23 protein-coding genes are annotated in these 26,253 nt (G+C 63.0%); 11 read left to right on the forward strand and 12 right to left on the reverse strand.

Annotated elements, in window-relative coordinates; all coding sequences use genetic code 11:
• Positions 1-100: 100 nt before the first annotated feature.
• From C8264_RS17465 to C8264_RS17485, 5 genes are all read left to right on the forward strand, one after another.
• Complete coding sequence (locus C8264_RS17465) at positions 101-1,672, forward strand: ABC transporter permease (protein ID WP_162783730.1); 1,572 nt, start codon at positions 101-103, stop codon at positions 1,670-1,672.
• 82 nt (positions 1,673-1,754) lie between these two features.
• On the forward strand, positions 1,755-3,236 hold the full coding sequence (locus C8264_RS17470) for an ABC transporter substrate-binding protein (protein WP_108462270.1): 1,482 nt from the start codon (positions 1,755-1,757) through the stop codon (positions 3,234-3,236).
• A 153-nt stretch (positions 3,237-3,389) separates the two neighbouring features.
• The gene (locus C8264_RS17475) at positions 3,390-4,343 is read left to right on the forward strand and encodes an ABC transporter permease (RefSeq protein ID WP_108462271.1); all 954 of its coding nucleotides are present in this window, start codon (positions 3,390-3,392) and stop codon (positions 4,341-4,343) included.
• A complete protein-coding gene (locus tag C8264_RS17480; protein WP_108462272.1) occupies positions 4,340-5,179 on the forward strand; it encodes an ABC transporter permease in 840 nt (279 codons plus the stop codon). Before C8264_RS17475 ends, C8264_RS17480 begins: the two co-directional genes overlap by 4 nt.
• A complete protein-coding gene (locus tag C8264_RS17485; protein WP_108462273.1) occupies positions 5,166-6,722 on the forward strand; it encodes a dipeptide ABC transporter ATP-binding protein in 1,557 nt (518 codons plus the stop codon). Before C8264_RS17480 ends, C8264_RS17485 begins: the two co-directional genes overlap by 14 nt.
• Before the next feature lie 10 nt (positions 6,723-6,732).
• Here the strand turns inward: C8264_RS17485 and bglA are convergent, their stop codons facing one another.
• The 6 genes from bglA to C8264_RS17515 all read right to left on the reverse strand — a co-directional run bounded on the left by bglA (position 6,733) and on the right by C8264_RS17515 (position 13,466).
• Positions 6,733-8,403, reverse strand: coding sequence for a beta-galactosidase BglA (gene bglA / locus C8264_RS17490; protein ID WP_425430693.1), 1,671 nt, complete (start codon positions 8,401-8,403; stop codon positions 6,733-6,735).
• 114 nt (positions 8,404-8,517) lie between these two features.
• Positions 8,518-9,591 (reverse strand): Mrp/NBP35 family ATP-binding protein, encoded by a 1,074-nt coding sequence (locus C8264_RS17495; protein WP_108462274.1) that lies wholly within the window; start codon positions 9,589-9,591, stop codon positions 8,518-8,520.
• 132 nt (positions 9,592-9,723) lie between these two features.
• A complete protein-coding gene (gene fsa / locus C8264_RS17500; RefSeq protein ID WP_108462275.1) occupies positions 9,724-10,377 on the reverse strand; it encodes a fructose-6-phosphate aldolase in 654 nt (217 codons plus the stop codon).
• Between the two features lie 84 nt (positions 10,378-10,461).
• A complete protein-coding gene (locus tag C8264_RS17505; protein ID WP_108462276.1) occupies positions 10,462-11,646 on the reverse strand; it encodes an amino acid aminotransferase in 1,185 nt (394 codons plus the stop codon).
• A 135-nt stretch (positions 11,647-11,781) separates the two neighbouring features.
• On the reverse strand, positions 11,782-12,708 hold the full coding sequence (locus C8264_RS17510) for an electron transfer flavoprotein subunit alpha/FixB family protein (protein WP_108462277.1): 927 nt from the start codon (positions 12,706-12,708) through the stop codon (positions 11,782-11,784).
• Positions 12,708-13,466 (reverse strand): electron transfer flavoprotein subunit beta/FixA family protein, encoded by a 759-nt coding sequence (locus C8264_RS17515; protein WP_108462278.1) that lies wholly within the window; start codon positions 13,464-13,466, stop codon positions 12,708-12,710. The genes C8264_RS17510 and C8264_RS17515 overlap by 1 nt, the downstream gene beginning before the upstream one ends.
• 307 nt (positions 13,467-13,773) lie before the next feature.
• Between C8264_RS17515 and C8264_RS17520 the strand changes: the two genes are divergently transcribed.
• Positions 13,774-14,943, forward strand: a complete 1,170-nt coding sequence (locus C8264_RS17520) for a M20 aminoacylase family protein (RefSeq protein WP_108462279.1) — start codon at positions 13,774-13,776, stop codon at positions 14,941-14,943.
• 108 nt (positions 14,944-15,051) lie between these two features.
• Complete coding sequence (locus C8264_RS17525) at positions 15,052-16,122, forward strand: AbrB family transcriptional regulator (protein WP_108462280.1); 1,071 nt, start codon at positions 15,052-15,054, stop codon at positions 16,120-16,122.
• 103 nt (positions 16,123-16,225) lie between these two features.
• Here the strand turns inward: C8264_RS17525 and C8264_RS17530 are convergent, their stop codons facing one another.
• A complete protein-coding gene (locus C8264_RS17530; RefSeq protein WP_108462281.1) occupies positions 16,226-17,860 on the reverse strand; it encodes an alpha-glucosidase in 1,635 nt (544 codons plus the stop codon).
• Positions 17,861-18,036: 176 nt separating this feature from the next.
• On the opposite strand from C8264_RS17530, the gene C8264_RS17535 reads away from it, so the two are divergent.
• Positions 18,037-18,375: a cupin domain-containing protein gene (locus C8264_RS17535; RefSeq protein WP_108462282.1), complete on the forward strand. Its 339-nt coding sequence runs from the start codon at positions 18,037-18,039 to the stop codon at positions 18,373-18,375.
• 61 nt (positions 18,376-18,436) lie between these two features.
• On the opposite strand, the gene C8264_RS17540 is transcribed toward C8264_RS17535, so the two are convergent.
• The 3 genes from C8264_RS17540 to C8264_RS17550 form a co-directional block, all read right to left on the reverse strand.
• Complete coding sequence (locus C8264_RS17540) at positions 18,437-19,366, reverse strand: 2-hydroxyacid dehydrogenase (RefSeq protein WP_108462283.1); 930 nt, start codon at positions 19,364-19,366, stop codon at positions 18,437-18,439.
• A gap of 135 nt (positions 19,367-19,501) precedes the next feature.
• Positions 19,502-20,212, reverse strand: coding sequence for a DUF1428 domain-containing protein (locus tag C8264_RS17545; protein ID WP_108462284.1), 711 nt, complete (start codon positions 20,210-20,212; stop codon positions 19,502-19,504).
• 102 nt (positions 20,213-20,314) lie between these two features.
• Complete coding sequence (locus C8264_RS17550; RefSeq protein WP_108462285.1) at positions 20,315-21,250, reverse strand: AEC family transporter; 936 nt, start codon at positions 21,248-21,250, stop codon at positions 20,315-20,317.
• A 178-nt stretch (positions 21,251-21,428) separates the two neighbouring features.
• On the opposite strand from C8264_RS17550, the gene glpD reads away from it, so the two are divergent.
• Both glpD and glpK read left to right on the forward strand, forming a co-directional pair.
• On the forward strand, positions 21,429-22,940 hold the full coding sequence (glpD, locus tag C8264_RS17555; protein WP_108462286.1) for a glycerol-3-phosphate dehydrogenase: 1,512 nt from the start codon (positions 21,429-21,431) through the stop codon (positions 22,938-22,940).
• Positions 22,937-24,424: a glycerol kinase GlpK gene (gene glpK, locus C8264_RS17560; protein ID WP_108462287.1), complete on the forward strand. Its 1,488-nt coding sequence runs from the start codon at positions 22,937-22,939 to the stop codon at positions 24,422-24,424. Before glpD ends, glpK begins: the two co-directional genes overlap by 4 nt.
• A 10-nt stretch (positions 24,425-24,434) precedes the next feature.
• Here the strand turns inward: glpK and C8264_RS17565 are convergent, their stop codons facing one another.
• Both C8264_RS17565 and C8264_RS17570 read right to left on the reverse strand, forming a co-directional pair.
• Positions 24,435-24,941: a CAP domain-containing protein gene (locus C8264_RS17565; protein ID WP_108462288.1), complete on the reverse strand. Its 507-nt coding sequence runs from the start codon at positions 24,939-24,941 to the stop codon at positions 24,435-24,437.
• Between the two features lie 13 nt (positions 24,942-24,954).
• Complete coding sequence (locus C8264_RS17570; protein ID WP_108462289.1) at positions 24,955-25,806, reverse strand: aminoglycoside phosphotransferase family protein; 852 nt, start codon at positions 25,804-25,806, stop codon at positions 24,955-24,957.
• A gap of 216 nt (positions 25,807-26,022) precedes the next feature.
• Here C8264_RS17570 and C8264_RS22260 point away from each other — a divergent pair, with 216 nt between their 5' ends.
• A complete protein-coding gene (locus tag C8264_RS22260; protein ID WP_162783732.1) occupies positions 26,023-26,196 on the forward strand; it encodes a hypothetical protein in 174 nt (57 codons plus the stop codon).
• Positions 26,197-26,253 lie beyond the last annotated feature (57 nt).

Raw genomic sequence — 26,253 nt, forward strand, 5'->3', positions numbered from 1 at the left:
AACGATCGGTGGTTGTTTGACCGCGCTTGACCATACGAGGATGCGGAGCGCCGGGGGGATATCGTTCCAGTTCGGCCCCGCTATCATTCTGGCGGGTCTGATGGGCCTGCCCATAATCTGGTTGGCCTGGGGGGCGATTGCAGCACTGGGCGGCAGCAATGGGCTGAGTGCGGCCATGCTGCCCACAGCCCTGCGCGAAACCGGCATGTTGATGCTCAGCGTCGGTGTGCTGACGGGTGCAGTGGGCCTGGTCGCGGCCTGGCTCGTGACCCATTATGAATTTCCCATGCGCCGCATTTTCGATTGGGCGCTGGTGCTGCCATTGGCGGTACCCACCTATCTTGCAGCCTACAGCTATGTCGAGTTCCTGGGTTTTCCCGGGCCGGTGCAAACCGCCTTGCGGGGGCTCAATGGCGCTACGACCCTGCGAGAGTACTGGTTCCCTGAAATCCGCAGCGACTGGGGCGCGGTGCTGGTGCTGTCGAGCGTGCTCTACCCTTATGTCTATGTCGCGTGCCGAGCGTTTTTCCTGATGCAGTCGACCTCGCTCAACATTGCAGCACGGACGCTGGGCGCCGGTGGAATGCGCACGTTTTTTACCGTGACGCTGCCGCTGTCACGACCGGCGCTGGTGGTGGGCGTGACACTCGCCATGATGGAGGTAGTCAACGACCTCGGCGCCGTGCAGTATTTCGGGGTCAATTCGATCACGGCCATCATCTATTCGACCTGGATCAATCGGTCGGATTTTGGCGGCGCGGCGCAACTGGCCGTCATGGTGGTGCTGGTGATCGCCGTGCTGATCATTGCGGAAAACCGGGCGCGGCGGGATCGGGTTTATCTGGGGCGGCGCGATAGCCGCGTTCCGCCGGCGCGTGAGGTGCTACGGGGTGGGCGGCGGTGGCTGGCGTTTGCCGCATGTGCCGTCCTGTTGGCGCTGGGCTTCGGGATTCCGGTGGGGCAATTGACCTATCTTGCGTTTCGGCTGGTGCAGCCGCAGACGGTTGCCATGACGATGGCGGCCTTGATCCCGACGGTGACGCTGGCGGGACTAGGTGCGATCGTCACGGTGATTATCGGGCTGTTGGCGGCCAAGGTCGCGCATCGCTCCGGTGCGGGAGCGCGTGGCGCAATCCGGCTGGCAACCCTTGGCTACGCCATTCCGGGTACTGTGCTGGCGCTGGGATTGTTACAGCCGCTGGGGCAGGCCGATCTCTGGTTCAACCGGATGACCATGGCGCTGGCCGATTGGCGGCCCGGGCTGATCCTGTCCGGCTCGATGGCTGCGCTGCTGTATGTTTATGCCATCAGGTTCCTGGCGGTCAGCCATTCGACGCTCGACGCGGCGATGCGAAAGCGCGGCGATACCATGCTGGATGCCGGGCGGGTCCTGGGGGCAAAACGGCTTGAATTGCTGTTTCGCATCGACCTGCCAACGCTGACGCCCGCAATCCTGAGTGCCGCGACACTGGTGTTCGTCGAAATCGTCAAGGAATTGCCGGCAACGCTTTTGCTGCGGCCGCTGGGAATCGATACGCTGGCGACGCTGGTTTACGCCCGCGCCAATGTGGGACTTTTTGCGCAGGCAGCGCTGCCCGCATTGTGCATCGTGCTTGCCGGGCTGATCCCGGTCATTCTTGCTACGCGGCTGGGTGATCGTAGGAAAGTATAACAGCGGGGGCTGCTGTCATGTTAGTGGCCCTGCCCTATATGATGCAGTCAAAGCGCAAAGCCGCGCAGCGTGGGGACATACGATGGGTAGAACAATCAAGTCACTTGGGTTGGCCGTAGCGCTGGCGTCGGCAATGACGGGGATGGCGCTGGCGCAGTCCACCGAGGTCCGCATCGGAGTGGCGCTGGAGCCGCCGCTGCTGGACCCCACCGCAGGGGCTGCCGAAGCCATCGATATCGTGGTCTACCAGAACATCTTCGAGGGGCTGACCCGGATCGACCAGAATGGCGAAGTGCAGCCGGGGTTGGCGCGTGAATGGACCATTTCGGAAGACCAGCTGACCTACACGTTCAAGCTGCAAGAGGGCGTGACGTTTCATGACGGCAGCGCGTTCGATGCGGACGACGTGAAGTTCACCTTCGAGCGCATCCTGGCCCCGGATAGCGTCAATGCGCACCAGGAATTCTTTACCCCCATCACTTCGCTGACGGTGATCGATCCGCTCACGGTGGAAATGAAGCTCGACCATGTGGTTGGCCGGTTCCTGTTCGACCTGGGCCGCGGCGATGCGGTGATCGTGGCGGCGGAAAGCGCTGATAACAACGCCAATGAACCGATCGGCACGGGGCCGTTTGCCTTTCTGCAGTGGGACAAGGGTAGCCGGGTGGTCCTGGAAGCCTATGAGCCCTATTGGGGCGAGCCGGTGCATTTGAGCAAGGCAACCTATGTGTTCATCGGCGATACCGCCACGATGACTAATGCGCTGCTGGCCGGCGACATCGATGGCACCAATAATTTTGCCACCGAGGCGCTGGGCGTGTTCGAGGGCAATCCGCAGTTCAACATCCTGGTGGGGACTACCGAGGGCGAGACGATCCTGTCGACAAACAATCGGAAGCCGCCGTTCGATAATCTGAAGGTGCGGCAGGCAATGGCGCATGCGCTGGACCGGCAGGAGGTTATCGATGGTGCCACCTATGGCTACGGCACGCCGATCGGGGCGCCGTTCGCGCCGCATAATCCCTATTATGTGGATCTGACGGGCACCTATCCGCACGATGTGGAAAAGGCCAAGGCCCTGCTGGCGGAAGCCGGTTTTCCCGAGGGGTTCAGCGCCACGCTGAAACTGCCGCCGGTGGCTTATGCGACGCTGAGTGGGCAGATCATCGCCAGCCAGTTCGCCGAAGTCGGGATCAAGCTCGAGTTGATCAACATGGAATTCGCGCAGTGGCTGGATGAGGTTTACACCAATCATGATTTCGACCTGACCATCATCAGCCATGTCGAGCCGTTTGACATTGGCAACTATGCCAACCCCGACTACTACTTCGGCTACGACAACCCCGAATTCCAGGCGCTGGTTACCGAACTCAATGGCACCACAGATGAAGCCCGGCGCAAGGAACTGGCTATCCAAGCCCAGACCATCCTCGCCGAAGACGCGGTCAACGGCTATCTGTTCGAACTGGCCCAGACCGGCGTGTGGAACGCCAAACTCTCGGGCATGTGGCAGAATTCGCCGATCGAGGGACTGGTGCTTCGGGATATCCGCTGGGCGGAGTAGTATTCGCCATTTCGGGAGTGTGAGACCCCCACCTCGCCTCCCCCTGGGAGGGGGAGGGACGGGTAGAGTTCTGGGTTCCGTCTGGCCACAATTCGGCCCCTCCCCCCAATGGGGGGAGGATGGGAGGGGGGCCGATCGGCCCCTTCCCTCAATTTGATCCTCTTCGCCCTGCGCCGCTTTATCGGCTTTGCCGCCACGCTGTTTGTTGCGGCTCTGGTAATCTTTTACCTGCTCGATCTGCTGCCGGGTGATCCGGCGCAATTTATCCTCGGTATCAGTTCCACGCCGGAAAAGCTGGCGCAGTTGCGGAGCCAGATGGGGCTCGACGCGCCCGCGCATGAGCGGTTCTTCGGCTGGATCTGGGGGATGCTGCAGGGCGACTTCGGCACCAGCTATACGCAGCGGGCGCCGGTGGCCAAGCTGATCTGGGACCGTATCGGGGTCACGCTGCCGCTCGCGCTGTTTGCCATGGTGATCTCGATGGCCGTGGGCCTGCCGCTGGGCATCATCGCGGCGCGGCGGCGAGGCAAAGCAGTGGATACCGGCATCATGATACTGGCGCAGACCGGTGTCGCCATTCCTAATTTCTGGTTCGGCATGTTGCTGACGCTGCTGTTTGCCGTGGTCCTGCGCTGGCTCCCGCCGGGCGGATTTACGCCCTGGCATGAGGACCCATTGCTGGCGTTTCGGGGTCTGATTCTGCCAAGCCTGGCGCTGGCGCTGCCACAGGCCTCGATCCTGGCGCGGGTGATGCGCACGGCGCTGGTGGACGTGAGTGGGCAGGACTTCATCCGCACCGCGCGGGCGAAGGGGCTGACCATGGGCGAAGCGGTTTGGCGGCATGGCGTGCGCAACGCGCTGCTGCCGGTGCTGACGATCCTGGGGCTGCAGTTCGCGTTTCTGGTGGCGGGCACGATCATCGTCGAGAACGTGTTCTACCTGCCCGGGCTGGGGCGGCTGATTTTCACCGCCATCTCCGAGCGCGATCTGGTGCTGGTGCGCGGGGCGACGATCATTCTCATCGTTGCGGTGACCGCCACGATGCTGGTCACCGACATCGCCTATGCGCTGGTTGATCCGCGGCTGCGCGAAAGGGGCGCGCCATGAGACGCGTGCTGGCGCATCCAAGCCTTGTTATTGGCCTCGCGGGAACCCTGCTGTTTGCCGTGATCGGGCTGCTGTCGATGGTTTGGACGCCTTATCCGATCGAGCAGATCGTGGTGGCGCGGCGCTTTCTTCCGCCGTCGCCGGAGCATTGGCTGGGCACGGACAATCTGGGCCGGGACATGGCTTCGCTGGTGATGGCGGGAACATATACGAGCTTTCTGGTGGCGGCCATTGCGGTTGCGATCGGGGCCGGCATCGGCGTTCCCCTTGGGCTTGCCGCGGCTGCCTGGGGCGGCGCAGTGGAATGGCTGGTGCTGCGGCTCTCGGATTTCGTTTTCGCGTTTCCGGCCATTGTCGTCGCCATCCTGATCACGGCGCTGATCGGACCGGGGGCGGTCAATGCCATCGTGGCCATCGGCATCTTCAATATCCCGGTGTTCGCGCGGGTGGCGCGCGGTGGCGCGCTTAGCATTGCTACGCTGGATTTCGTGGCGGCGGGGCGGCTGGCGGGGCTAGGCAATGCAGCTATCGCCTATCGGCATCTGCTGCCCAACATCATGAGCCTTATCATCGTGCAGGGGACGATCCAGCTGTCGCTGGGCATATTGTCCGAAGCGGGGCTGAGCTATGTCGGCCTGGGCACGCAGCCGCCGGAAACCAGTCTGGGCCTGATGCTGCGCGATGCTCAGGGCGTGTTCTTGATCCACCCCTGGCTGACGCTGGTGCCCGGGCTGTGCATCGTCCTGATCGTCATCGCACTCAATATCGCCGGGGATGGCTTGCGCGATGCGATCGATCCGAGGCTGCGACAGGGGGAAACTCATGTCGCTTCTTGAGGTGAAGAACCTAGCGGTACGCTTTGGGCCCTGGGCTGCAGTTGCCGAAATCAGCTTTGCGCTTGCGGCCGGCGAGCGCTTCGGCATTGTGGGCGAGAGCGGTTCAGGCAAGACGCTGACGGCCATGGCAATCACCGGCCTGTTGCCCGACGGCGCAATAGCCGAGGGCTCGATCCTGATCGATGGCACCCCCCTGCCCCAGGATGAGCGCAGCATGGCGAGATTGCGTGGCAAACGCATCGGCATGGTGTTCCAGGAGCCGATGACGGCGCTGAACCCCTTGATGCGCGTAGAGGAGCAGATCGAGGAAGCGATCACGCTCAATCGCTCGGATGGTGCACCGCTGGACGTGCCCCATCTGCTGGAAGAAGTCGGACTTGAGCCCAGGCACGGCCAGCGCTTCCCGCATCAGCTTTCGGGTGGGCAGCGGCAGCGGGTGATGATTGCCATGGCGCTGGCCGGGCAGCCCGATTTGCTGATCGCCGACGAGCCGACGTCGGCGCTAGACCTGATTACCCAGCGCAGGATCCTCGACCTGATCGCGGAAATCTGCGAGCGGCGGCAGATGGCGCTGCTGTTCATCAGCCACGATCTCAAGGCGGTGGCGGCGCTCTGTACGCGCGTGGCGGTGATGCAGAAGGGGCGGTTGGTGGAGACCGGGGCGACCGAGGCAATCTTTGCTGCGCCCGGACAGGACTATACGCGAAAGCTTGTTGCGGCGTCACGGTTCGAGCCCCGGTCGGAGGGGCGAAGCCGTAAGGCCGAAACGCTGGTGGAAATCGAAAAGGTCACGCGCGATTATCGGCAAGGCGGGGTGCTGCCGTGGGGCAACAAGCCCTTGCGTGCGGTGGATGGGGTCAGCTTTTCTATTCACGCGGGGGAATGCCTGGCCCTGGTGGGGCCCTCCGGGTGTGGGAAGACGACGCTGGCCAAGATCATCGTGGGGCTGGATACGGCAAGCTCGGGTGCCGTGCGGCTGGAGGGCGTGAGCTATCGCGGGCGGGACCTGCCGAAGAGCCTGCGGCGCGATGTTTCACTGGTGTTTCAAGACCCGTTCGGCAGCTTCAACCCCCGGATGACCATCGCCGGCTCGCTCGGCGAGCCGTTGCGGCTGGAGCGGGGACTGACGCCCGATACATTGCGGGAGCGGGTACAACTGGCGATTGCCGCCGTGGGGTTAGAGCCATCCATGCTCGCGCGCTATCCGCACGAGTTCTCGGGCGGACAGCGGCAGCGGCTGGCAATTGCGCGGGCGCTGGTGACGCGGCCCAAGCTGGTGGTGCTGGACGAGCCGGTTTCGGCCCTTGATGTGTCGGTGCGGGGGGAGGTTCTGGCACTTCTGGCGCGGCTGCAAGCGGAGTTTGGGCTGACCTACCTCATCATCAGCCACGACCTCGACATGGTTCGCGCCATGGCCGATCGTGTGCTGGTGATGGAGGCCGGCCGGATGGTGGAAGAAGGCGGGCCGCACGAGATTTTTGCCCGGCCGCAGCATCGTTTAACTCAGGAACTGGTTACCGCACGACTGCCGGAAATCGCCTGAGGTCGTCGCTCTACAGCACGCCGATGTAAGCGCCGAAGGGCTCGAGATCGAGTTCGCCCTCGATAGCTGCAGCGGTTACGCCGGGGCAGCCTGCGTCGGTGGGCGCCATGCCCTGCGGGATGATGTATTCGGCGGCAGTCTCGCTCATGTTGAAGACGCAGAGCAGGCGCTCGCCCTCGTGCTCGCGGATAAAGGCGAGGACATTGTCGGGCGCATCGAGCAGGCTGATGCTGCCCTTGGCCAGCGCCGGATGGGCATGGCGGAAGCGCAGCATGGCCCGGTAAAATTCGAGCACCGAGCCTTCGACTTCGTGCTGGGTGTCGACGGCATGAGTGAGGTGTTCGGCGGGAACGGGAAGCCAGGTGCGCTCGGAGGTGGAGAAGGCGCCATTGCGAACATGGGCTTGCCAGACCATGGGCGTGCGGCAGCCATCGCGGCCCTTGAACTCTGGCCAGAACTCAATGCCGTAGGGGTCGACGAGATCGGCGAAGGATAGTTCGGCCTCCTTGAGGCCCAGCTCTTCGCCTTGATAGAGGCAGACAGAGCCACGCATGGATAGCAGCAGGATTGCAGTCAGGCGGGTGAAGGCGGCTTCCTGACCGTGCAAGGCCCAGCGGCTGACATGGCGCATCACATCGTGGTTGGAAAAGGCCAGGCAAATCCAGCCGTCGGGCGCTTTTTGTTCGGTGTCGGCGATCGACTTGCGGAAGTGCTCGGCAGAAAAGCCGCCGCCCAGATAGTCGAACGTATAGGCCATGTGCAGGCGGTCGTCGCCCGAAGTGTATTGGGCCATGATCTGAAGCTGGTGCTGGCTGTCGCCGATTTCGCCGACTGTCGTGCGGCCGGGATATTCGTCCATCAGGGCGCGCAGACGCCCGAGGAATTCGAGGTTCTCCGGGCGCGACTTGTCGTAGATATGTTCCTGGAAATTATAGGGATTTACTGCGGGGGCCGTGGAAGCATTGAACTCTTCCGGCTTGACCACCGGGTTGTCTTCAAGGCCCTGCGAGTGGAAATAGAAATTGACCGTGTCGAGGCGGAAGCCATCGACGCCGCGCTCCAACCAGAAGCGCATTTCGCTCAGCAGCGCGTCCTGCACTGCCGGGTTGTGGAAGTTGAGGTCGGGCTGGGAGACCAGGAAGTTGTGCAGATAATATTGCATGCGGCGGCTGTCCCAATGCCAGGCCGAACCGCCGAAGATGGAGAGCCAGTTGTTGGGTGGCGTGCCATCGGGCTTGGGGTCGGCCCAGACATACCAGTCGGCGCGTTCATTGGTCCGGGATTGCCGGCTTTCCGAGAACCAGGCGTGGCGGTCGGAGGAGTGGGAGATCACCTGGTCGATGATGACCTTGAGGCCCAGGGAGTGGGCCTTGCGGACGACGTTGTCGAAGTCTTCCAGCGTGCCGAAGCTTGGGTCGATGCCGCGATAGTCGGAAACGTCGTAGCCGAAATCCTTCATCGGCGAGGTGAAGACCGGCGACAGCCAGATGGCGTCGACGCCGAGGTCTGCAACATAGTCCAGCCGGCTGGTGATGCCTGCCAGATCGCCGATGCCGTCGCCGTTCTGATCCTGAAAGGAGCGCGGATAAATCTGGTAAATGACCGCGCCGCGCCACCAATCCTCGTCCAGTTCGACTGCCGGGTCCGGCCGCATTTCAGTCATCATGGTCACAGCGGACATCGATCTCTCCTTGGGCGTGGCGACACACTATTGGCTTGCAGTCAGGCGGGAAAAGGGCAAGCCCGGCGTGGGCTCAAGCTCGCCGAATAATTGCCCCAATGATCCGGCCCAAGCTCAGTTCCGCAGGTTTGGCGTGTTTTGCAGTATCCGGCGCGCGACCGAGCGGAAGGCTTCCGCTTCCGGCCCATGAGGCTGAGCGACGACGGGCGGTTGGCCAGCGTCCGAGCCTTCCCGGATGGCCATCACCAGGGGAATGGCGCCGAGAAATGGCATGCCCAAGGTGGCGGCGGCCCGCTCGGCCCCACCTGAGCCGAAGATGTCGTAGCGGGTGCCGGTATCGGGGGCGATGAAATAGCTCATGTTTTCGACCAGGCCCAGCAGCGGCACATTGAGGCGACGCAGCATGTCGATGGCCTTCTTGGCGTCGATCAGGGCGAGATCTTGCGGCGTCGAAACTATGAGGACGCCGTCGATCTCGGCCTGCTGAAAGAGCGAGATGTGAATGTCGCCGGTGCCGGGTGGCAGGTCGATAACCAGCACGTCGAGATCCCCCCAAGCGGTTTCGCGCAGCAATTGGCGCAGGGCGGAGGTCGCCATGGGGCCACGCCAGACGACGGCCTGATCCTTGACCAGCATGGAGCCGATCGACATGGCCTTGAGGCCGAAAGCTTCGTGCGGGGTGAAGATGCCGTCGTCACGAATGGCGGGGCGGTCTTCAATGCCCAAAAGCTTTGGCAAGGAGGGGCCATAGAGGTCGGCGTCGAGGATGCCGGTGCGCAGGCCTTCGGCTTGCAGGGCCAGCGCCAGATTGACGGCGGTGGTGGACTTGCCAACGCCGCCCTTGCCGGAGCCAACGGCGATAATGTGCTTGATGCCGGGGACTTTGGTCTTGCCGGCGGGCTGCGGTTTGCCATGCGAGAAGGTGGGGCCCGCAGGAGGCTTGCCGCCGGTAAGCGACACCATAATCTTGCGCGTGCCCGCAATCTGCTGTGCAGCTTGCTGCGCTTTTTCGCGGGCGGGACCGAACGCTGCTTCCATGCCAGGAGCGACAGCGATGGCGAATGCCACAGCGGATGGAGTCACGATGATTTCGGACAGGCCGGCATAGCTGGCCAGATCGCCGCCGCCAGGAATTTCGACGGAGGCTAGTGCGGATTTGATGGCGGCAGCGAGTTCGGTATCGGCCATGGGGGTGCCGCAACCTCAATGTCATTCCGGCGCAGGCCGGAATCCATCCTGAGATTTACCTCCACACGCGCATCTCAGGATGGACCCCGGCCTGCGCCGGGGTGACACCGCGTTTGTAGAGGCAAGCTAAGACTAAAGGATCGACTGGCCGGTGCCCTTCCAGTCCTTGAGGAAGCCTTCGATGCCGGAATTGGTCAGCGGATGATCGGCAAGCTTGCGGATCACGGCTGTCGGGATGGTGGCAACGTCGGCGCCGGCGAGGGCGACCTGGGTTACGTGGTTGGGCGAACGGATCGACGCTGCCAGAATTTCGGTGTCGAAATTGTAGTTGTCGTAGATCTGGCGGATGTTCTCGATCAGTTCGACACCATCAAGGTTGATGTCGTCGAGGCGGCCGAGGAAGGGCGAAATATAGGTCGCGCCGGCCTTGGCGGCGAGCAGCGCCTGGTTGGCCGAGAAACAGAGCGTCACGTTGATCTTGATGCCACGTTCCTTGAAGGTCTTGGTGGCCTTGAGACCGTTGAGGGTCAGCGGCACCTTGACCACGACATTGTCGGCCAGCTTGGCGAGAACTTCGCCCTCGGCGATCATGCCTTCGTAGTCGAGCGCCGCCACTTCGGCGGAAACCGGACCCGGGGTGACCGAACAGATTTCCTTGATGACTTCCTTGATGTCGCGGCCGGACTTGGCGATCAGCGATGGGTTGGTGGTAACGCCATCGACGAGACCCGCCTCGTGGAGCTCCCTGATGTCCTTGATTTCTGCGGTATCGACAAAGAACTTCATGGTTCCCTCCTGAATGCGTAATACGGGCCGTTAGGCAGATGGTTTAGCACGGCAGCGCCGCGCGGCAAGGCAGATTGCCCAGCGTTATTTGATGGCGCCGAGCAAAGCGTCGGCGAGGTCGCCAATGCGCTCTTCCGGTATGCCGGCGACGTTGATGCGGCTATCACCAATCATATAGATACCGTTCTCGGCTTTTAAATGTTCGACGACGCTGTTTTCGAGCCCGAGCAGCGAGAACATGCCGCGGTGGGCGGCGATGAAGTCGAAATCCTTGGAATTGGAGCGTTGGCGGATAGCTTCGCTCAGCTTTTCGCGCAGGCGGATCATGCGGGCGCGCATGGCGTTGAGCTCGGTTTCCCACTCGGCGCGCAGTTCGGCATCCTCGAGGATGGTGCGGATGATTTCCGCGCCATGATCGGGTGGCTGCGAATAGGCGCCGCGAATGATGTTGAGCAGCTGGGACTGGGCGATATCGGCCTGGGCGGCATCCTTGGCGACGAGGATGGCAGCGCCAACGCGTTCGCGATAGAGGCCGAAATTCTTGGAGCCTGAGAAAGCGACCAGCGCCTCGGGAACCGAGGACAGCACCTTGCGGGTGCCATAGGCGTCTTCGAGCAGGCCATCGCCGAAGCCGAGATAGGCCAGGTCGATGAAGGGCAAGGCGCCGGTGCGGGCAAGGCTTGCCGCGACCTGATCCCATTGCTCGGGGGTGAGGTTGGCGCCGGTTGGATTGTGGCAGCAGCCATGCAGCAGGACGACGTCTTGCGGGCCCAATTGGTCGAGCGCCGCGAGCATCTGCGTGAACTTCACGCCACGTGTCTCGGTGTCGAAATAGGGGTAGGTCTTGACGCTCAGCCCGGAATTCTCGGCAATCGGGTTGTGGTTGGGCCAGGTCGGATCGCTGACCCAGACCGTGGCGCCGGGGCGGGCGCGGTTGATCAACTGCATCAACACCCAGAGCGAGCCCGTACCGCCCGGAGCCTGGGCGATGCGGACGCGGGAGCGATCAACGCTATCGGCCAATGCCAGATCGAGGACTGCGGCGCCATAACCCTTATTGCCGGCGATGCCGAGATAGGTCTTGGTCTTCTCGTTTTCGAGGATGCGCTGCTCGGCCTTGCGGACGGCGGACATCACAGCCGTGACGCCCTTTTCGTCCTTATAGACGCCGACACCCAGATCAATCTTGGTGGGGCGCGGGTCGGCCGCGTATTCGCCCATGAGCGCCAGAATTTTGTCGCCGGGGGCCTTGGTGAGGGTCTCGAACATGAGGGGAGTCGTTCCGGTGGGGAGGCGGGAGTGGTTATAGGCGGGATAGAAGATTTTGCAATCTCATCCTGAGCTGGTGGGAGGGCGCGCGCCAGAGTGCCCGCCCTCGTGGTTCGACAGGCTCACCATGAGGCCTCATCTCACCCCGGCTTTGTCGAGTTCGTCGATCAGTTGGGGGATGATCTCGAACAGGTCGCCGATCAGGGCTGCGTCGGCGAGCTTGACCAGAGGGGCTTCGGGATCGGAGTTGATGGCGACGATCTTCTTGGCGCCCTGGATGCCGGCAAGGTGTTGCAGGGCTCCGGAAATGCCGATGGCGATATAAAGATCCGGGGCGATGATCTTGCCGGTTTGGCCGACTTGCCAGTCATTGGGCGCGTAGCCGGCGTCGACCGCGGCGCGGGTGGCGCCGATGGCGGCGTTGAGCTTTTTGGCGAGACGTTCGATGAGCTGGAAGTTTTCGGCGGAACCCAGCGCGATTCCGCCGCCCACGACGATCTGCGCGGTGGAAAGATCGGGCGTGTCGCTTTCGGTTCGGTGCGTAGCGATCAACCGGGCGACTGAGGCCGTGGGGCTTTCGACCGTCTCGATGGTCGCAGCGTTGCCCGTGGCGGCGGCGCGGAAGGCGGAAGCCCGCACGGTAAGGATGTGCCTGGGCTGATTGTCGGTGATTGTCTGGAGCGCGTTGCCGGCATAGATGGGCCGCACGAAGCGGTTGGGGCCGAGGATTTCGATAATGTCGGTGACGGGCATCAGATCGAGTCGGGCCGCGAGGGCGGGCATGCGATCTCGCCCGACGCTTCCTGCGCTCTGGACGACATAGCGATAGCTTTGAGCCAGTGTTTCGATAATCGCGAGGTCGGTGTCGGTTGTGCTGGCGGTCTCCGCAACCAGAACCTTTTGCACGCCGGCCAGCTGGGCGGCATCGCTTGCGACGTTCTGGGCGTTTTCGCCGACGACCAGCACGTCGATGGGGCCGAGTTCGGCGACCGCATGGACGATTCGGGCGGTGGCGGGCGAGAGCTTGCCCAGATCATGGTCGGCGATAATGAGGACGCTCATCACAGGGCCTCCATCTGCGAGACTTCGCCAGCAATGTAGGCGGCGAGTTCAGGGACGGAGCCGACGGTCTTACCTGCCACACGTTCTGGTGGCGGGGATATTTTCTCGACGGTCAGGCGCGGGGTGAGATCGACGCCGAATTCGGCGACGGGGCGGATGGCGAGGGGCTTGGAGCGAGCCTTCATCACCATCGGGAGCGCGGCGTTGCGCGGGGTGTTGAGGCGCAGATCGGCGGTGACAATGGCGGGCAAGGGAATGGCGATGGTCTCGCGGCCGCTGTCGATTTCGCGGGTGACTTCGAGCTGCTGCCCGACGACTTTGATTTCGGAGGCGAAGGTGGCCTGGGGACGGTTGGTCAGCGCCGCCAGCATCTGGCCGACATGGTTGCTGTCATCATCGACGGCCTGCTTGCCGAGCAGGACGATGTCCGGGCTTTCCTCGGCCACGACCTTGGCCAGCAGCTTGGCGATGGCGAGGGTTTCGAGGTCAGTGTCCGTTTCGATCAGGATGCCACGATGGGCGCCCATGGCAAGGGCGGTCAGGATCACGTCGGTGGCTGCTTTGGGGCCAATGGAGACGACCACGATTTCGTCGCCGTGGCCGGCTTCGCCCAGTTGCACGGCAGCTTCCACCGCGTGCTTGCAGAAAGGGTTCATGGAGATGCGCACGCCCTGCGTTTCAACGCCCGAACCGTCGGGGCGAACGCGAATGCGGACATTGTGATCAACGACGCGCTTGATGGCGACCAGGATTTTCATGTGCGGCTCCGGCGAGTTGGCGGTGTCATGACAAAATCGGGGTGGAGGGGCAAGGCGTGGGTGGGGAATAATGGGCTAGGCGGGGGAGGTTTGTTGGAAAAGGGTGCCTGGGGGTTGGTGGTGCCATGCTGAGAAATCGCGGTATGCCGAAGCATCGCACCCCTCACCCGGCGCTGCGCGCCGACCTCTCCCCTGAGGGGCGAGGTGAAGGAAGAGTGAGGGACCTCGCTCGGAAAAGCATGCTAGTGTTGACGGCATCGATTGGGACAGCGACACTGACCCAGAAGCGACTATCTCTGGATTTTTTATGCCTGTTATCAACCGCATTGCCGAATTTGCCGACGAGATTGCCGCGTGGCGGCAGGATTTTCATGCTCATCCGGAAATCCTCTACGAGGTGGTGCGGACGGCGGGAATCGTGGCGGAAAAGCTGACGGCATTTGGTTGCGACGAGGTAGTGACCGGAATCGGGCGGACGGGCGTCGTCGGCATCATCAATGGACGTCAGAATACGAGTGGGCGGACGATTGCGCTGCGGGCGGACATGGATGCGCTGCCGATGACCGAGCGGACGGGCAAGCCCTATGCCTCGACGGTGCCGGGCAAGATGCATGCATGCGGGCATGACGGGCATACCGCGATGCTGCTGGGCGCGGCCAAATATCTCGCCGAGACGCGCAATTTCGATGGACGAATAGCACTGATTTTCCAGCCGGCCGAAGAAGGCGGCGCGGGCGGCAAGGCGATGCTGGAGGACGGGCTGGTGGAGCGGTTCGCCATCGACGAGTTTTACGGGATGCACAATTGGCCCGGCATGCCGGAGGGGCATTTCGGCATTCGCGTGGGCGGCATCATGGCGGCAACGGACCGCTTTTATATCGACATCACCGGGCAAGGGGGGCATGCGGCGCGCCCGCATTCCACGATCGATCCGGTCATCGTGGCGGCCAACATGATTACCGCCATGCAGTCGATCGTTTCGCGCAATGTCGACCCGCTGCAGAGTGCCGTGCTGTCGGTTACGATGGTGGAGGCGGGTGAAGCGGACAATGTGATTTCGCAGACGGCCAAGATCACCGGGACCGTGCGGACGCTTGATCTTGGTGTGCAGGACCAGATCGAGGAACGCCTCAACCAGTTCGTGCCGCAGTTCGCCCAGAGCTTTGGGGCAACGGCCAGTGTGCGCTATGCGCGGGGTTATCCGGTGACGGTGAATACGCCGGAGCAGACGGCGTTTGCGGCTGAAGTTGCCGAGGATGTGGTTGGGGCCGAGCGGGTGGATGCCGATACGGCGCCATCGATGGGCGGGGAGGATTTCTCGTTCATGCTGGAGGCTCGCCCGGGTGCGTATATTTTCCTGGGCAATGGCCCGGGGGGCGAGTTGCATACCGAGGGATATGATTTCAATGACGCCGTTATCCCGGTGGGGACGAGTTATTGGGTTCGGTTGGCGGAACGGGCGCTTCCGGTTGGATAGTGCCACGACCTCGTGGTTCGACAGGCTCACCATGAGGCCTACTCATGCAGCAAATATCAGTAGACCTCACCCTGAGCCTGTCGAAGGGCGAGGTCGTGGCAGGCATCCATGAGTTCGAGCATCAGGCTCAAAGTGCAAAGCTTCCTCCCAGTCGCCCTCACCATATTGCTCGCAGCTATTGGCGGAGCTGTAGCGACCCTCCTGAACCTGCCTGCCGGGTGGTTGATGGGTGGGGCGCTGGCGGTCACGGTGGCGGCGATGATGGGGGTGCCGGTGGCGCTGCCGGGGCGGGTGCGGGATGCAACGTTTGTGCTGATCGGCATGTCGATGGGTGCGAGCGTGGCGCCGGACAGTTTGACGCTGTTGGCCAGTTGGCCGATCAGCCTGGCGGGGCTGGCGATCGAGTTGATGGTGATCATCGCGCTGACGGGCTGGATGCTGACCAAATTTTTCAAGCTCGACCCCGGCACGGCGTACCTCAGCTCGTTTCCGGGGCATTTGTCGTTTGTCTTGAGTATTGCCTCGACGGGAGTGGGGGATGCCCGGCAGATCGTAATCATCCAGGTGATCCGTATCCTGATGCTGACGATCGTGGTGCCGATCGGGGCGGTGTTTCTGCCGATCGATCATTTCGCGCCGCCAGCGCCGAGTTCATATCTGAGCGCATGGGAGTTGCTGGCGATTGCGGCAGGCTGCGTGGCGATGGGGCTGGTGTTCATCTGGCTCAAGATCCCGGCGGGGCTGGTGCTGGGGTCGATGGCGGCGGCAACGGCTGCCAAACTGGGCGGGCTTTATACCGGAAGCCTGCCGGGGCCGCTGGTGATAGTCAGTTTCATATTGACGGGGGCATTGATCGGGTCGCGCTTTGCGGGGATCACGCGCAAGGAATTCGTGACCGCAGCCTGGGGCGGCGTCATCGCTACCGGCATGACGGTGGGGATTGTGTCGGTGGTGGCGTGGCTGGTGAGCCTCGTTGTCGATATGCCTTATGGGCAGTTGTGGCTGGGACTATCGCCGGGGGCGCTGGAGGGCATGGGCGCGCTGGGGATCGCGCTGGGCTATGACACGGCGTTTATCGCGGCGCATCATGTGATCCGGTTGCTGATGCTGAGTTTTGCGATTCCGCTGGTGGTGGTGGTGATCCGGCGGCGAGAGGTGGCGGTGAAGGCCGGGGAGTAGGTTTGCTGCGGGTTGGGATGTTCTACTGAGCTGTGCACCCCTCACGCTAGCCCTCTCCCCTGAGGGGCGAGGGGACAGATCGAATGAGGGGCGAGGTCTGGGGCTATTTCGGGACAGCCACGTTCGTTCCTACCGGCAGGCTAACGAAGGCGTAGCCGTTGGGCTGCAGTGCGAGCGTGTTGGCGGATAGCGTGGCGCCGGTGGATATGGGGTCGAGTTCGGCGCCGTCCAGTCCGATCGCGGTGAGTTCGGGGGCTTCGGCGGACAGGTTGAAGACGCACAGCATGGCGGTGTCGCCGTTGGAGCGCTGGTAGGCGAGGATCGGTTCGTCGGTATCGATGAAGGCGATTTCGCCGGTGGCGAGTACCGGGTGGGCTTTGCGCCATTGCAGAATGCGGCGATAGAAGGCCAAGGTCGACGCCGGGTCAGCGTTCTGGTCGGCGACGTTCAGCATGGAATGGGAAGGCTTGACGGGCAGCCAGGGCGTGCCGGTGGTGAAGCCGTTGGGCGCTTCGCCGTGCTCCCAGGGCATGGGCGTGCGGCAGCCGTCGCGGCCCTTGTCTTCGGGCCAGAAGCGAATGCCGCGCGGGTCGGTCAGTTCTTCGAACAACAGGTCGGTTTCGGGCAGGCCAAGCTCCTCGCCCTGATAGAGGCAGACGGAGCCTTTAAGGCTCAGGACCAAAGCTGCGGCCTGGCGGGCAAGTGCTTGGGATTGCTGGCTGAACGGTGCCCAGCGGGTCAGATGGCGCGGCACGTCGTGGTTGGAGAAGCTCCAGCAGGGCCAGCCGTCGGGGCCGGTCCGGAAGAATTTCTCGATACGCGAGCGGAAGTGCTCGGGGTCGAATTCGGGGCCGAGGAAATCGAAGCCGTAGCACATGTGGAGCGTGTCGCCGCCGGAGGTGTATTCGGCCATCAATTCCACCGAGCGATGGCTGTCGCCCACTTCGCCGACCGAGGTGGCGCCGGGGTATTCGTTGAGCAGGCTGCGGACGCGGCGGAGGAACGCGACGTTTTCCGGCTGCGACTTGGAGTATTTATGCTCCTGCATGTCATAGGGATTGACCGCGTAGGCCAGGTGCTCCGGCAGCTTGTTGGGCGGATTGGAGCGAAGCTGCTTGTCGTGGAAGTAGTAGTTCACGGTGTCGAGGCGGAAGCCGTCGATACCGCGCTCCAGCCAGAAGCGCATGACATCGAGGACGGCCTGCTGCACGGCCTCGTTGTGGAAGTTGAGGTCTGGCTGTGAGGTCAGGAAATTGTGCATGTAGTACTGCCCGCGCGTGGGGTTCCATTCCCAGGCGCGGCCGCCGAACACGGCGGGCCAATTGTTGGGCGGGGAACCATCGGACAGCGGATCGGCCCAGATATACCAGTCGGCCCTGGCGTTGGTGCGGTTGAGGCGGGATTCCTGGAACCAGGGGTGCAGGTCCGAGGTGTGGCTGACCACCTGGTCCATGATGACCTTGAGGCCACGGGCATGGGCCTGCTCAAGGAGCGAATCGAAATCGTGCAGCGAGCCGAAGAGCGGGTCTACGTCCTGATAGTCCGAGACGTCGTAGCCCATGTCGGCCTGGGGCGAGCGGGTAATGGGCGAGAGCCAGATGCAGTCGACGCCCAGGCTCTGGATATGATCGAGGCGGCGGATGATGCCCGGCAGATCGCCCACGCCATCGCCGTTGCTGTCCTGAAACGATCGGGGGTAGACCTGATAGATCACTCCGCCACGCCACCACTCGGTCATGCTCGTCTCCTGCTTCGCGTGCTTGTCGGCGGCGACGTTACCGGGATGAGGGCCGGAAGGGAATCGCCGCGGGTGCAGGTAAGCTGTGCGAGCAAGGCAGGAAGATGGCGTTTCCGGCGTGTCGAAATGTCGGAGGGCGGCTCGTCGTCAGGGCAGAACAAGCTGAGGAAGACGTTATGGTACATGTATTGCGGGCTGTGGAGCGGGCGCCGAGTGCAAGCCGGACGATCCGGTTCGAGGGCGACAAATTCGGCACGGGAATTTCATTCTTCTCGGTGGATAATGAGCCCGGACAGGGCCCCGCCCTGCATGTGCATCCCTATCCAGAGACGTGGATCGTCAAATCGGGCCGGGCGCGTATTGTGGCGGGCGAAGAGGCGTTTGAGGTAGGGCCGAACGATATCGCCGTGGTGCCTGGAGGCGTGCCGCACAAATTCACCAATCTGGGGCCGGGGCGGCTCGAAATCGTGTGCATCCACGCGGCGGGCACGATGGTGCAGGAGAATCTGGAGTAAGCCTCGCACCGGCATTATCCGCCAGCCCGGATTGATCCGGCGCTGGCGGGCGGGCGTAGGTTTACACCACAGCGCTGATCAGCGGTTCGCCGGCGAAGTGGGCTTCGAGGTTGGCGACGAGGAGTGCGCCCATGGCGTCGCGGGTCTGGTAGGTGGCGCTGCCCTGGTGGGGAGACAGGACGACATTGTCGAGGGCGAAGAAGGCTTGCGGCACCTTGGGCTCGTCGACGAACACATCGAGCGCAGCGCCGCCGAGGCCGCCGTTTTGCAGGAGTTCGAGCATGGCGGGTTCGTCGATCAGCGTGCCGCGAGCGACGTTGACCAGCATGCCCTTGGGACCCAGCGCCTCGAGCACTTCGCGGTTGACGATGGCATCCGTACCCTTGCCGCCCGGTGCGATGATGACGAGCCAGTCGCTGTCGCGCGCCATTTCGGTGAGATTGTCGTAGTAGACATGCGGCTCGGCGGTCTGCCGATGGCGTCCGTGGTAAACCACGCGCATCTTCATGGCCTGGGCGCGGATGGCGATCTCCTTGCCGATGCGGCCAAGGCCGAGGATGCCGACGGTCTTGCCGGTGAGTTCGGAGAAGAGGCCCATATTGCCGCCCGCCCATTTGCCCTGGCGGACGTACTGGTCGCCCTGCGGAATGCGGCGGGCCAGCGCGATCATCAGGCCGATGGTGAGTTCGGCCACGGCGTCATTGAGCACGTTGGGCGTATTGGTGACGCGGATGTTGCGGGCCTTGGCGGCCTTGGTGTCGATATTGTCGTAGCCCACGCCGAAGCTGGCGATGATTTCGAGATTGGGTAGCTTTTCCATCAGATCGGCCTTCACGCCGGAACCGGCATGGGCGCGAATGCGCGCGCCGTTGTCGCGCAGCCAGGCTTCGGGGTCCGCCTGTTCATGGAGCTTGTGGACAGTGTAGCGCTCGGCCAGGGCGGCCTCGCAGCTTGCGTGGAGCTTGCTGGTCTGCAGGATTTCGATGGGCATTGGATTCTCTCTTTTCGGCCAGTTTAGTGGGGTAGCCGAACATCGCAAGCCCTACCGTAGGAGGATTGGGGGCGATCCACCCCCCACCCTTGATCCCTCCCCGCGAGGGGAAGGGAGCCGACTGAGATTTCTCTGCTAGAGATCGACCAGGGGCGTGAAACCGCCATAGATCGAGCGCCGGGAATCATAGAGATCGAAATTGGGCGCCATGCGGGGGTCCTTCATGAGGACCTCCCAGGCTTTATCGCGGACTGCCTTGGACGGCCATTCGATGAAGGAAAAGCCGATGGTTTCATCATCTTTGCTGGCGACGGCGCGCTGGTAGTCGGTCGTCTTACCGGGGGGCACGTCATCGCCCCAGCTGTCTACAACACGCAGGGCGCCATGTTCGATCAGCAGGGGCGCCTGTTGCTCGGCGGCAGCGCGATAGGCCTCCTTGTTGGCGATCGGAACGGGCGACACCATGCCTTCCACATAGCCGGGCTTGCCCTTGGCGCCGGTGTCGACCAGCGCTTCGAAGCCGCCATAGATCATGCGCTTGCCATCGAATGGCATTTCGCTCATGTCGGCCATTTCCGGGTCGCTCATCATCTTCTGGCCCGCATCGAGACGCGTGGCGCGATCGGGATATTCGATCCAGGAAAAGAGGGGCACTTCGCCTTCTTCGAGCTTGGTGGCTCGATAGAAATCGGTCTGCTTGCCGTGGGGAACGTCATCGGCCCAGGTCTCGACCAGGCGGGTGGCTCCCAGGCGCTTGAACATGCCCGCGCCCTGGCTGGCGTGTTCACGATATATGTCTTTGTTGGCGGCGGGAACGGCGAGCACAAAACCTTCAATATAGGACATGGATCATCTCCGAGAGGGTACAGTCTGCCTCAACAACGAACGGGCGACGGGCACTTCGACATGCCGTTGCGGCTTTTTTCCGTTCGCTAGGGGCGCCGTCTCTCAGGGGGTCAGGATCAACAGCCAGGCCGAGATGGTGACCGCAGAAGCGACGGTGGCGATCAGGATGGTGTTGGCGGCAACGCTGGCGGCGCGGTTGTAGTAGGTCGCAAAGATATAGACGTTGACGCCTGCCGGCATGGCCGACAGCAGGATGCCGTAGCGGGCTATCTCCATGGGGACATGCAGGATCCAGATCATCATCACATAGGCCAGCGCCGGGTGGACGATGAGCTTGATGAAGGAGGCGACGAGCGCCTGCCGCCAATTGTCGGAGAGCTTGTATTCGTTGAGCGCGCCGCCAATGCCAAACAGGGCCGCGGGGATCACGGCCGAACTCATCATCACGAAAAAGGCTTCGGCCGGCTCGATCAGTTGCAGGCCGGAGAAGTAGCCGATCATGCCGGCGATAATGCCCCAGATCAGCGGATTGGAGAGTACGCGGCGGGCGGCCACAAACAGCGTCTTGCCCAGGGGTTGGCCGTCGCGGCGCACCAGTTCCATGGTGATCATGCCGATGGTCAGCAGGATGGCGCCATGCAGGCCGATGATCGAGAGGGTGACAGGCAGCGATTCCGGGCCATAAGCACGGGTCATGATCGGCAGGCCAACCAGCACCGTATTGGTGAAGGTGCCGGAGAAGCCCACCGAAACGCCGACGCCCGGCGTGTTGCCGAAGAACCTGATGGCGACGACGATGCCCAGCACGAAGCAGATCAGCGCACCGATGTAGAACGGCCCGATGATCGCGAGGTTGAAAGCCGAGCGCAAATCGCTGGTCAGCAGCGAATGGAACAGCAGGCAGGGGGTGGCAAAGTTGTTGACGAAGGCGATGAGGCTCTTGATGCCCTCGGCCGGGAAGAGGCGGAAGCGGACGGCGCCGTAGCCGAATGCCATCAGCGCAAAGATAGGCGCGATGACCGTGATGATGGCGAGCATGGCCGGAATTCCGTGGCCTTGAAGGAATGCGCCCTGCCCTATCGGGGCTGCCGTGCCGGGTCAATGGCAATCTTGTATGGAAGAAAGAGATTGCGCAGAGCAGGCCGCAAAAGCGAAACTAAAATCTTCCCAAACGAAAGCCACTCGCCTAGAAACGAAACTGATAAAGGAGTTCTGCATGGCCAGCAGCGACAGTGTCGACGTCTTCGTAATCGGTGGGGGCATCAATGGGGCAAGCGTTGCGCGCGACGCGGTGGGACGCGGTTTCAGCGTGGCGCTGGCCGAAATGAACGATCTGGCCTCGGGCACTTCGTCGGCGGCGACAAAGCTGGTGCATGGTGGTTTGCGCTATCTCGAGCATTATGAGTTCCGGCTGGTGCATGAGGCGCTGGCGGAGCGCGAGGTACTGTGGGCCGCAGCGCCCCACATCATCTGGCCGCTACGCTTCGTGTTGCCGCATCACAAGGGGCTGCGGCCCGCATTCGTGCTGCGCGCGGGGCTGGCCATGTATGACTATATGGGCGGCCGCCGGCTGTTGCCGCCCACCAAAACGCTGAACCTGACGCGGGACGTGACGGGCAAGCCGCTGAAACCGGGATATCGGCTGGGGTTTGAATATTCCGATTGCTGGGTGGAAGATTCGCGTTTCGTGGTGCTGAACGCGCGCGATGCGGCGGACAAGGGCGCGACGATCCATGTGCGCACGAAAGTCACCAGCGTGCGGCGGGACGCTGGAAGCTGGCTGATCGAGCTTGATGGTGAAGGCGGGCGGCAGACCGTTCGCGCCAAGCTGGTGGTCAATGCGGCTGGGCCCTGGGTTGACCAGGTGATTACCGGGGCGATGGGGCACAAGGGCGCGCGCAATGTGCGGCTGGTCAAGGGCAGCCATCTGGTGGTGCGGCGGCTGTTCGACCATGACCGCTGCTATATTTTCCAGAATGCCGATGGGCGCATCATTTTCGCCATTCCCTATGAAACCGATTTCACCCTGATCGGAACCACCGACCAGGATTTCCAAGGTGATCCGAAGAACGTCCAGATCTCCGACGGCGAAACCGACTATCTGCTTTCGGCCGCCAGCGAGTATTTTGCCACGCCGGTGACAAGGGGAGATATCCGCTGGTCATATTCCGGCGTGCGGCCGCTGTTCGACGATGGGGCGAGTGCGGCGCAGGAAGCTACGCGCGATTACGTGCTCAAGGTGGATGGCGATGCGGCGAGCGGAGCGGCCGTGCATGTGTTTGGCGGCAAGCTGACGACGTCGCGGCGGCTGGCAGAGTCGGTGCTGGAAAAGATCGAAGGCGTGCTGGGCAAGAAGGGTCCGGCATGGACCAAGGTCAGCAAGCTGCCGGGCGGCGATTTCGAGCCGTTGGCATTCGACGCCGAAGCACGGCGGCTGCACAAGGATTATCCCGGGCTGCCTGCCACCCTGACGCGGCGGCTGATGCGGCTTTATGGGACCAAGGCACGGGTGCTGCTGGGGGATCGCAAGACGCTCGAGGATCTGGGCCAGCATTTTGGCGCCGACCTTTATCAGGCAGAGGTGGATTACCTGATGTCCGAGGAATGGGCGCGGACGGCGGAGGATGTGCTGTGGCGGCGTACCAAGCTGGGCTTGCGGGTCGGCGCTGATGACGTGGCGGCGCTGGAAGGCTATCTAGGGCAGAACACGCAGGGGACGGCTATATGAGCGATTTTATTCTGGCGATCGACCAGGGGACGACTTCCAGCCGGGCGATCGTGTTCGACAGGAATCGCAAAATAGCCGGTGTCGGGCAGAAGGAATTCACCCAGCACTTTCCCGAGGATGGCTGGGTCGAGCATGACCCGGAGGAAATCTGGGAGAGCGTGGTCTGGTCGGTCAAGACGGCCATCGAAGACGCCGGGATAACAGCGGCGGATATCGCTGCAATCGGCATCACCAATCAGCGCGAGACGACGCTGATCTGGGACCGGCAGACCGGCAAGCCGATCTACAACGCCATTGTCTGGCAGGACCGGCGCACGGCGGCTTATTGCGCCGAGCTGCGGCAGGCGGGGCATGAGGCGGAGGTGACCGAGAAGACCGGGTTGCTGCTCGACCCGTACTTTGCCGGTACGAAGGTGAAGTGGCTGCTCGACAATGTCGAGGGAGCGCGGAGCCGGGCCGAGGCGGGCGAGCTGGCATTCGGGACGGTGGACAGCTTCCTAATCTGGCGGCTGACCGGTGGCAAGAGCCATGTGACCGATGCGACCAATGCCGGGCGGACGCTGCTGTTCGATATCGGCAGGAATGCGTGGGACGATGGACTGCTGGCGCTGCTGGACGTGCCGGCGGCGTTGCTGCCCGAGGTTAAGGATTGCGCTGATGATTTCGGGATGACGGATGAAGCGCTGTTTGGCGCTGAAATCCCGATCCTGGGCGTGGCGGGGGACCAGCATGCGGCCACTATCGGGCAGGCCTGCTTCCGGCCGGGCATGCTGAAATCAACCTATGGCACGGGCTGCTTTGCACTGCTCAACACCGGCGCCGACATCGTGCGCAGCCGGAACCGGCTGCTGACGACCATTGCCTATCGGCTGGACGGGAAGACCTGTTATGCGCTGGAGGGCTCGATTTTTATCGCCGGGGCTGCGGTGCAGTGGATTCGCGATGGGCTGAAGCTGGTCAAGCATGCCAGCGAGACCGGGCCGTTGGCACGGACGGCGGACCCCAGCCAGAATGTTTATATGGTGCCGGCCTTTGTGGGGCTTGGTGCGCCGTGGTGGGATGCCGATGCGCGCGGTGCCATCTATGGGCTGACGCGGAACTCGGGGCCGGCGGAGATCGCCCGGGCAGCGTTGGAGGCCGTGTGCTACCAGACGCTGGACTTGCTGGATGCCATGCGCAAGGACTGGAAGGGCGGCGGCGACACCGTCCTGCGGGTCGATGGCGGTATGGTGGCGTCGGATTGGACAATGCAGTTTCTGGCGGACGTGCTCGATGCGCCGGTGGATCGGCCGGTGATTTTGGAAACGACAGCGCTGGGGGCGGCGTGGCTGGCGGGCTCAAAGGCTGGCGTGTGGCCGGGGATGGATGAGTTTGCCGAAGGCTGGGCGCTGGAGCGGCAGTTCGAGCCGCAGATGGATGCGGCGGAGCGGACGCGGAAGGTCAGGGGTTGGAACGATGCGGTGCGGCGGACGCTGACGGTTTAGGCCGAAGGCGCTATCCGTACACGCGCCAGGCGTCGAAGCTGCCGCCGGCGATCATGGCCCAGTAGAGTTTTCCGCTAGGGGCGCGGACGGCGGCGAGGCCGAATTCGGTGAATTTCTTGCTCAGCAGGGTGGAGCGATGGCCGGAGGAATTCATCCAGCCGCCAATGGTGCTGCCGAGGTCTGGGTAGCCCTTGGCGACGTTTTCGCCGACGGCGCCGAGATAGCCGGCCGCAGCGACGCGCTGGCGCAGGGTGACGCCGAGATCGTGGCTCATGGTGTTCTGCTGCGCCATGAGGCGGGCTTGCGAGCGGGCGGCGCTTTCAAGGGCGGCATTATAGGTCCAGGGCGGCGAGCCGTTGGCAGCGCGGACGGCGTTGATGGCCGAGAGGATTTCCGCGTCGGTCAGCGTTTCCGGGGTGCTGGCGGTTTTGGGCAGGATGGGAACGGTGCTGGCGCAGGCCGAGAGGGCAGCGGCGGAGGCCAGGACCAGGACGCTGCGGCGGGTCAAATTGGGCATGGATGGTCCGGTTTCAGGCCTGGTCGTAGGCGGTCAGGAGCAGCGGCAGCATGGCAAGCTGGGCGGCGATGGGTTGTTCGTCTTCGAGCGACCAGCAGGCCGATAGGGCCGCATGAGCAGCGGCCCAGCCCAGCATGCGCTTGCGGGGGAAGCCCAGGCGTTGCGAAAGGAGCTCGGACATGGCGGCGATGCGGCGCGGGTCCTTGACCAGCTCGTCCGCACCCACCGGATTGTTGATCGCGTTGGCGACCTCATAGACGGGGTCGCCAAGGAGGGCCTTGGGATCAATGGCGAGCCAGCCGCGGGGGCTGGAAATGATGTTGTCGTGGTGCAGATCGCCGTGCAGGGGCACTTGGGCGCTGGGGCGATCGAACAAGGTCAACGCTACCCCGGCGGCGCGGGCGAAAAGGTCACGGGCCGTATAGGGCCAATTGCGAATATTGGTGGAGAACAGCGGCGCGAAATGGTCGCGCAGGGGCAACAGGTCCTGTGGCGGGTCGGTGCGTGGACGGTGCAGGAGGTTGACCACGGTCGCCAGGGCGATGGTGGCCTCGTCGTCCCGACCCTGCCGGACTGCGTCGCCGAGCGGAATGCCATCGAGCCATTCCATGAAGAGCGTGCCGCCGTGGCGGTCGAAGACCGTGGCAGCCCCCTCCCCGCCATACCAGTTCATCAGCTCGCCGCCACGCTGCTCATGATCGCCCTTGCCGGGCTTGAGGATTTTCAGAACTGCGTGGTTGCGACCATTCTGCTCGACCCGGAAGATCCAGCTCGTGGGGGTTTCGGCAAGAGGACTTGCCTTGGTGAGCGACCAACGGATCAGGGCGCGATTGAGCGCAGTTTCGACGGGCGACTGATTCATCATGGAGCCATTAAAGCAGAAGGAGCGCCCGGATTCGACCGCGGTGCTGTGATGGCTGGTAAACTTGATGAAATGGTGGCGTCAACCTTTGAGTAACACTGCCGGTTTGCCCGGCAGCAACCTTAATGGCCGGAACAGGCGATTTGGAAGGGTTTCTTTACCAAACCCAGGCGCACAATGGATCTCACGCGAAGTCAGTTGGAACAAGGGGGACGGCAGATGACGCAAGAGACCTTTGAAGGCGAACATGACGGGCGATTGCAGGATGTCCTCGCTGCAGATGAAGCGCGAACGGGTGTGCTGCGGCAGATTACCAACGGCGTCGGCGGATTGTTGCTGTTGCTGGTGACGGGACTGCTGATCGTGCTGCTGGTGTTGTGGAAGTCGCCCTGAGATCAGCGGACGTGCCGAAGCGCCGCCCGGGCCTCGTCGCTTATGGCGCGGGGAGAG

The sequence above is a fragment of the Devosia naphthalenivorans genome (assembly GCF_003056355.1).
In the GTDB taxonomy this organism is placed as follows: domain Bacteria; phylum Pseudomonadota; class Alphaproteobacteria; order Rhizobiales; family Devosiaceae; genus Devosia; species Devosia naphthalenivorans.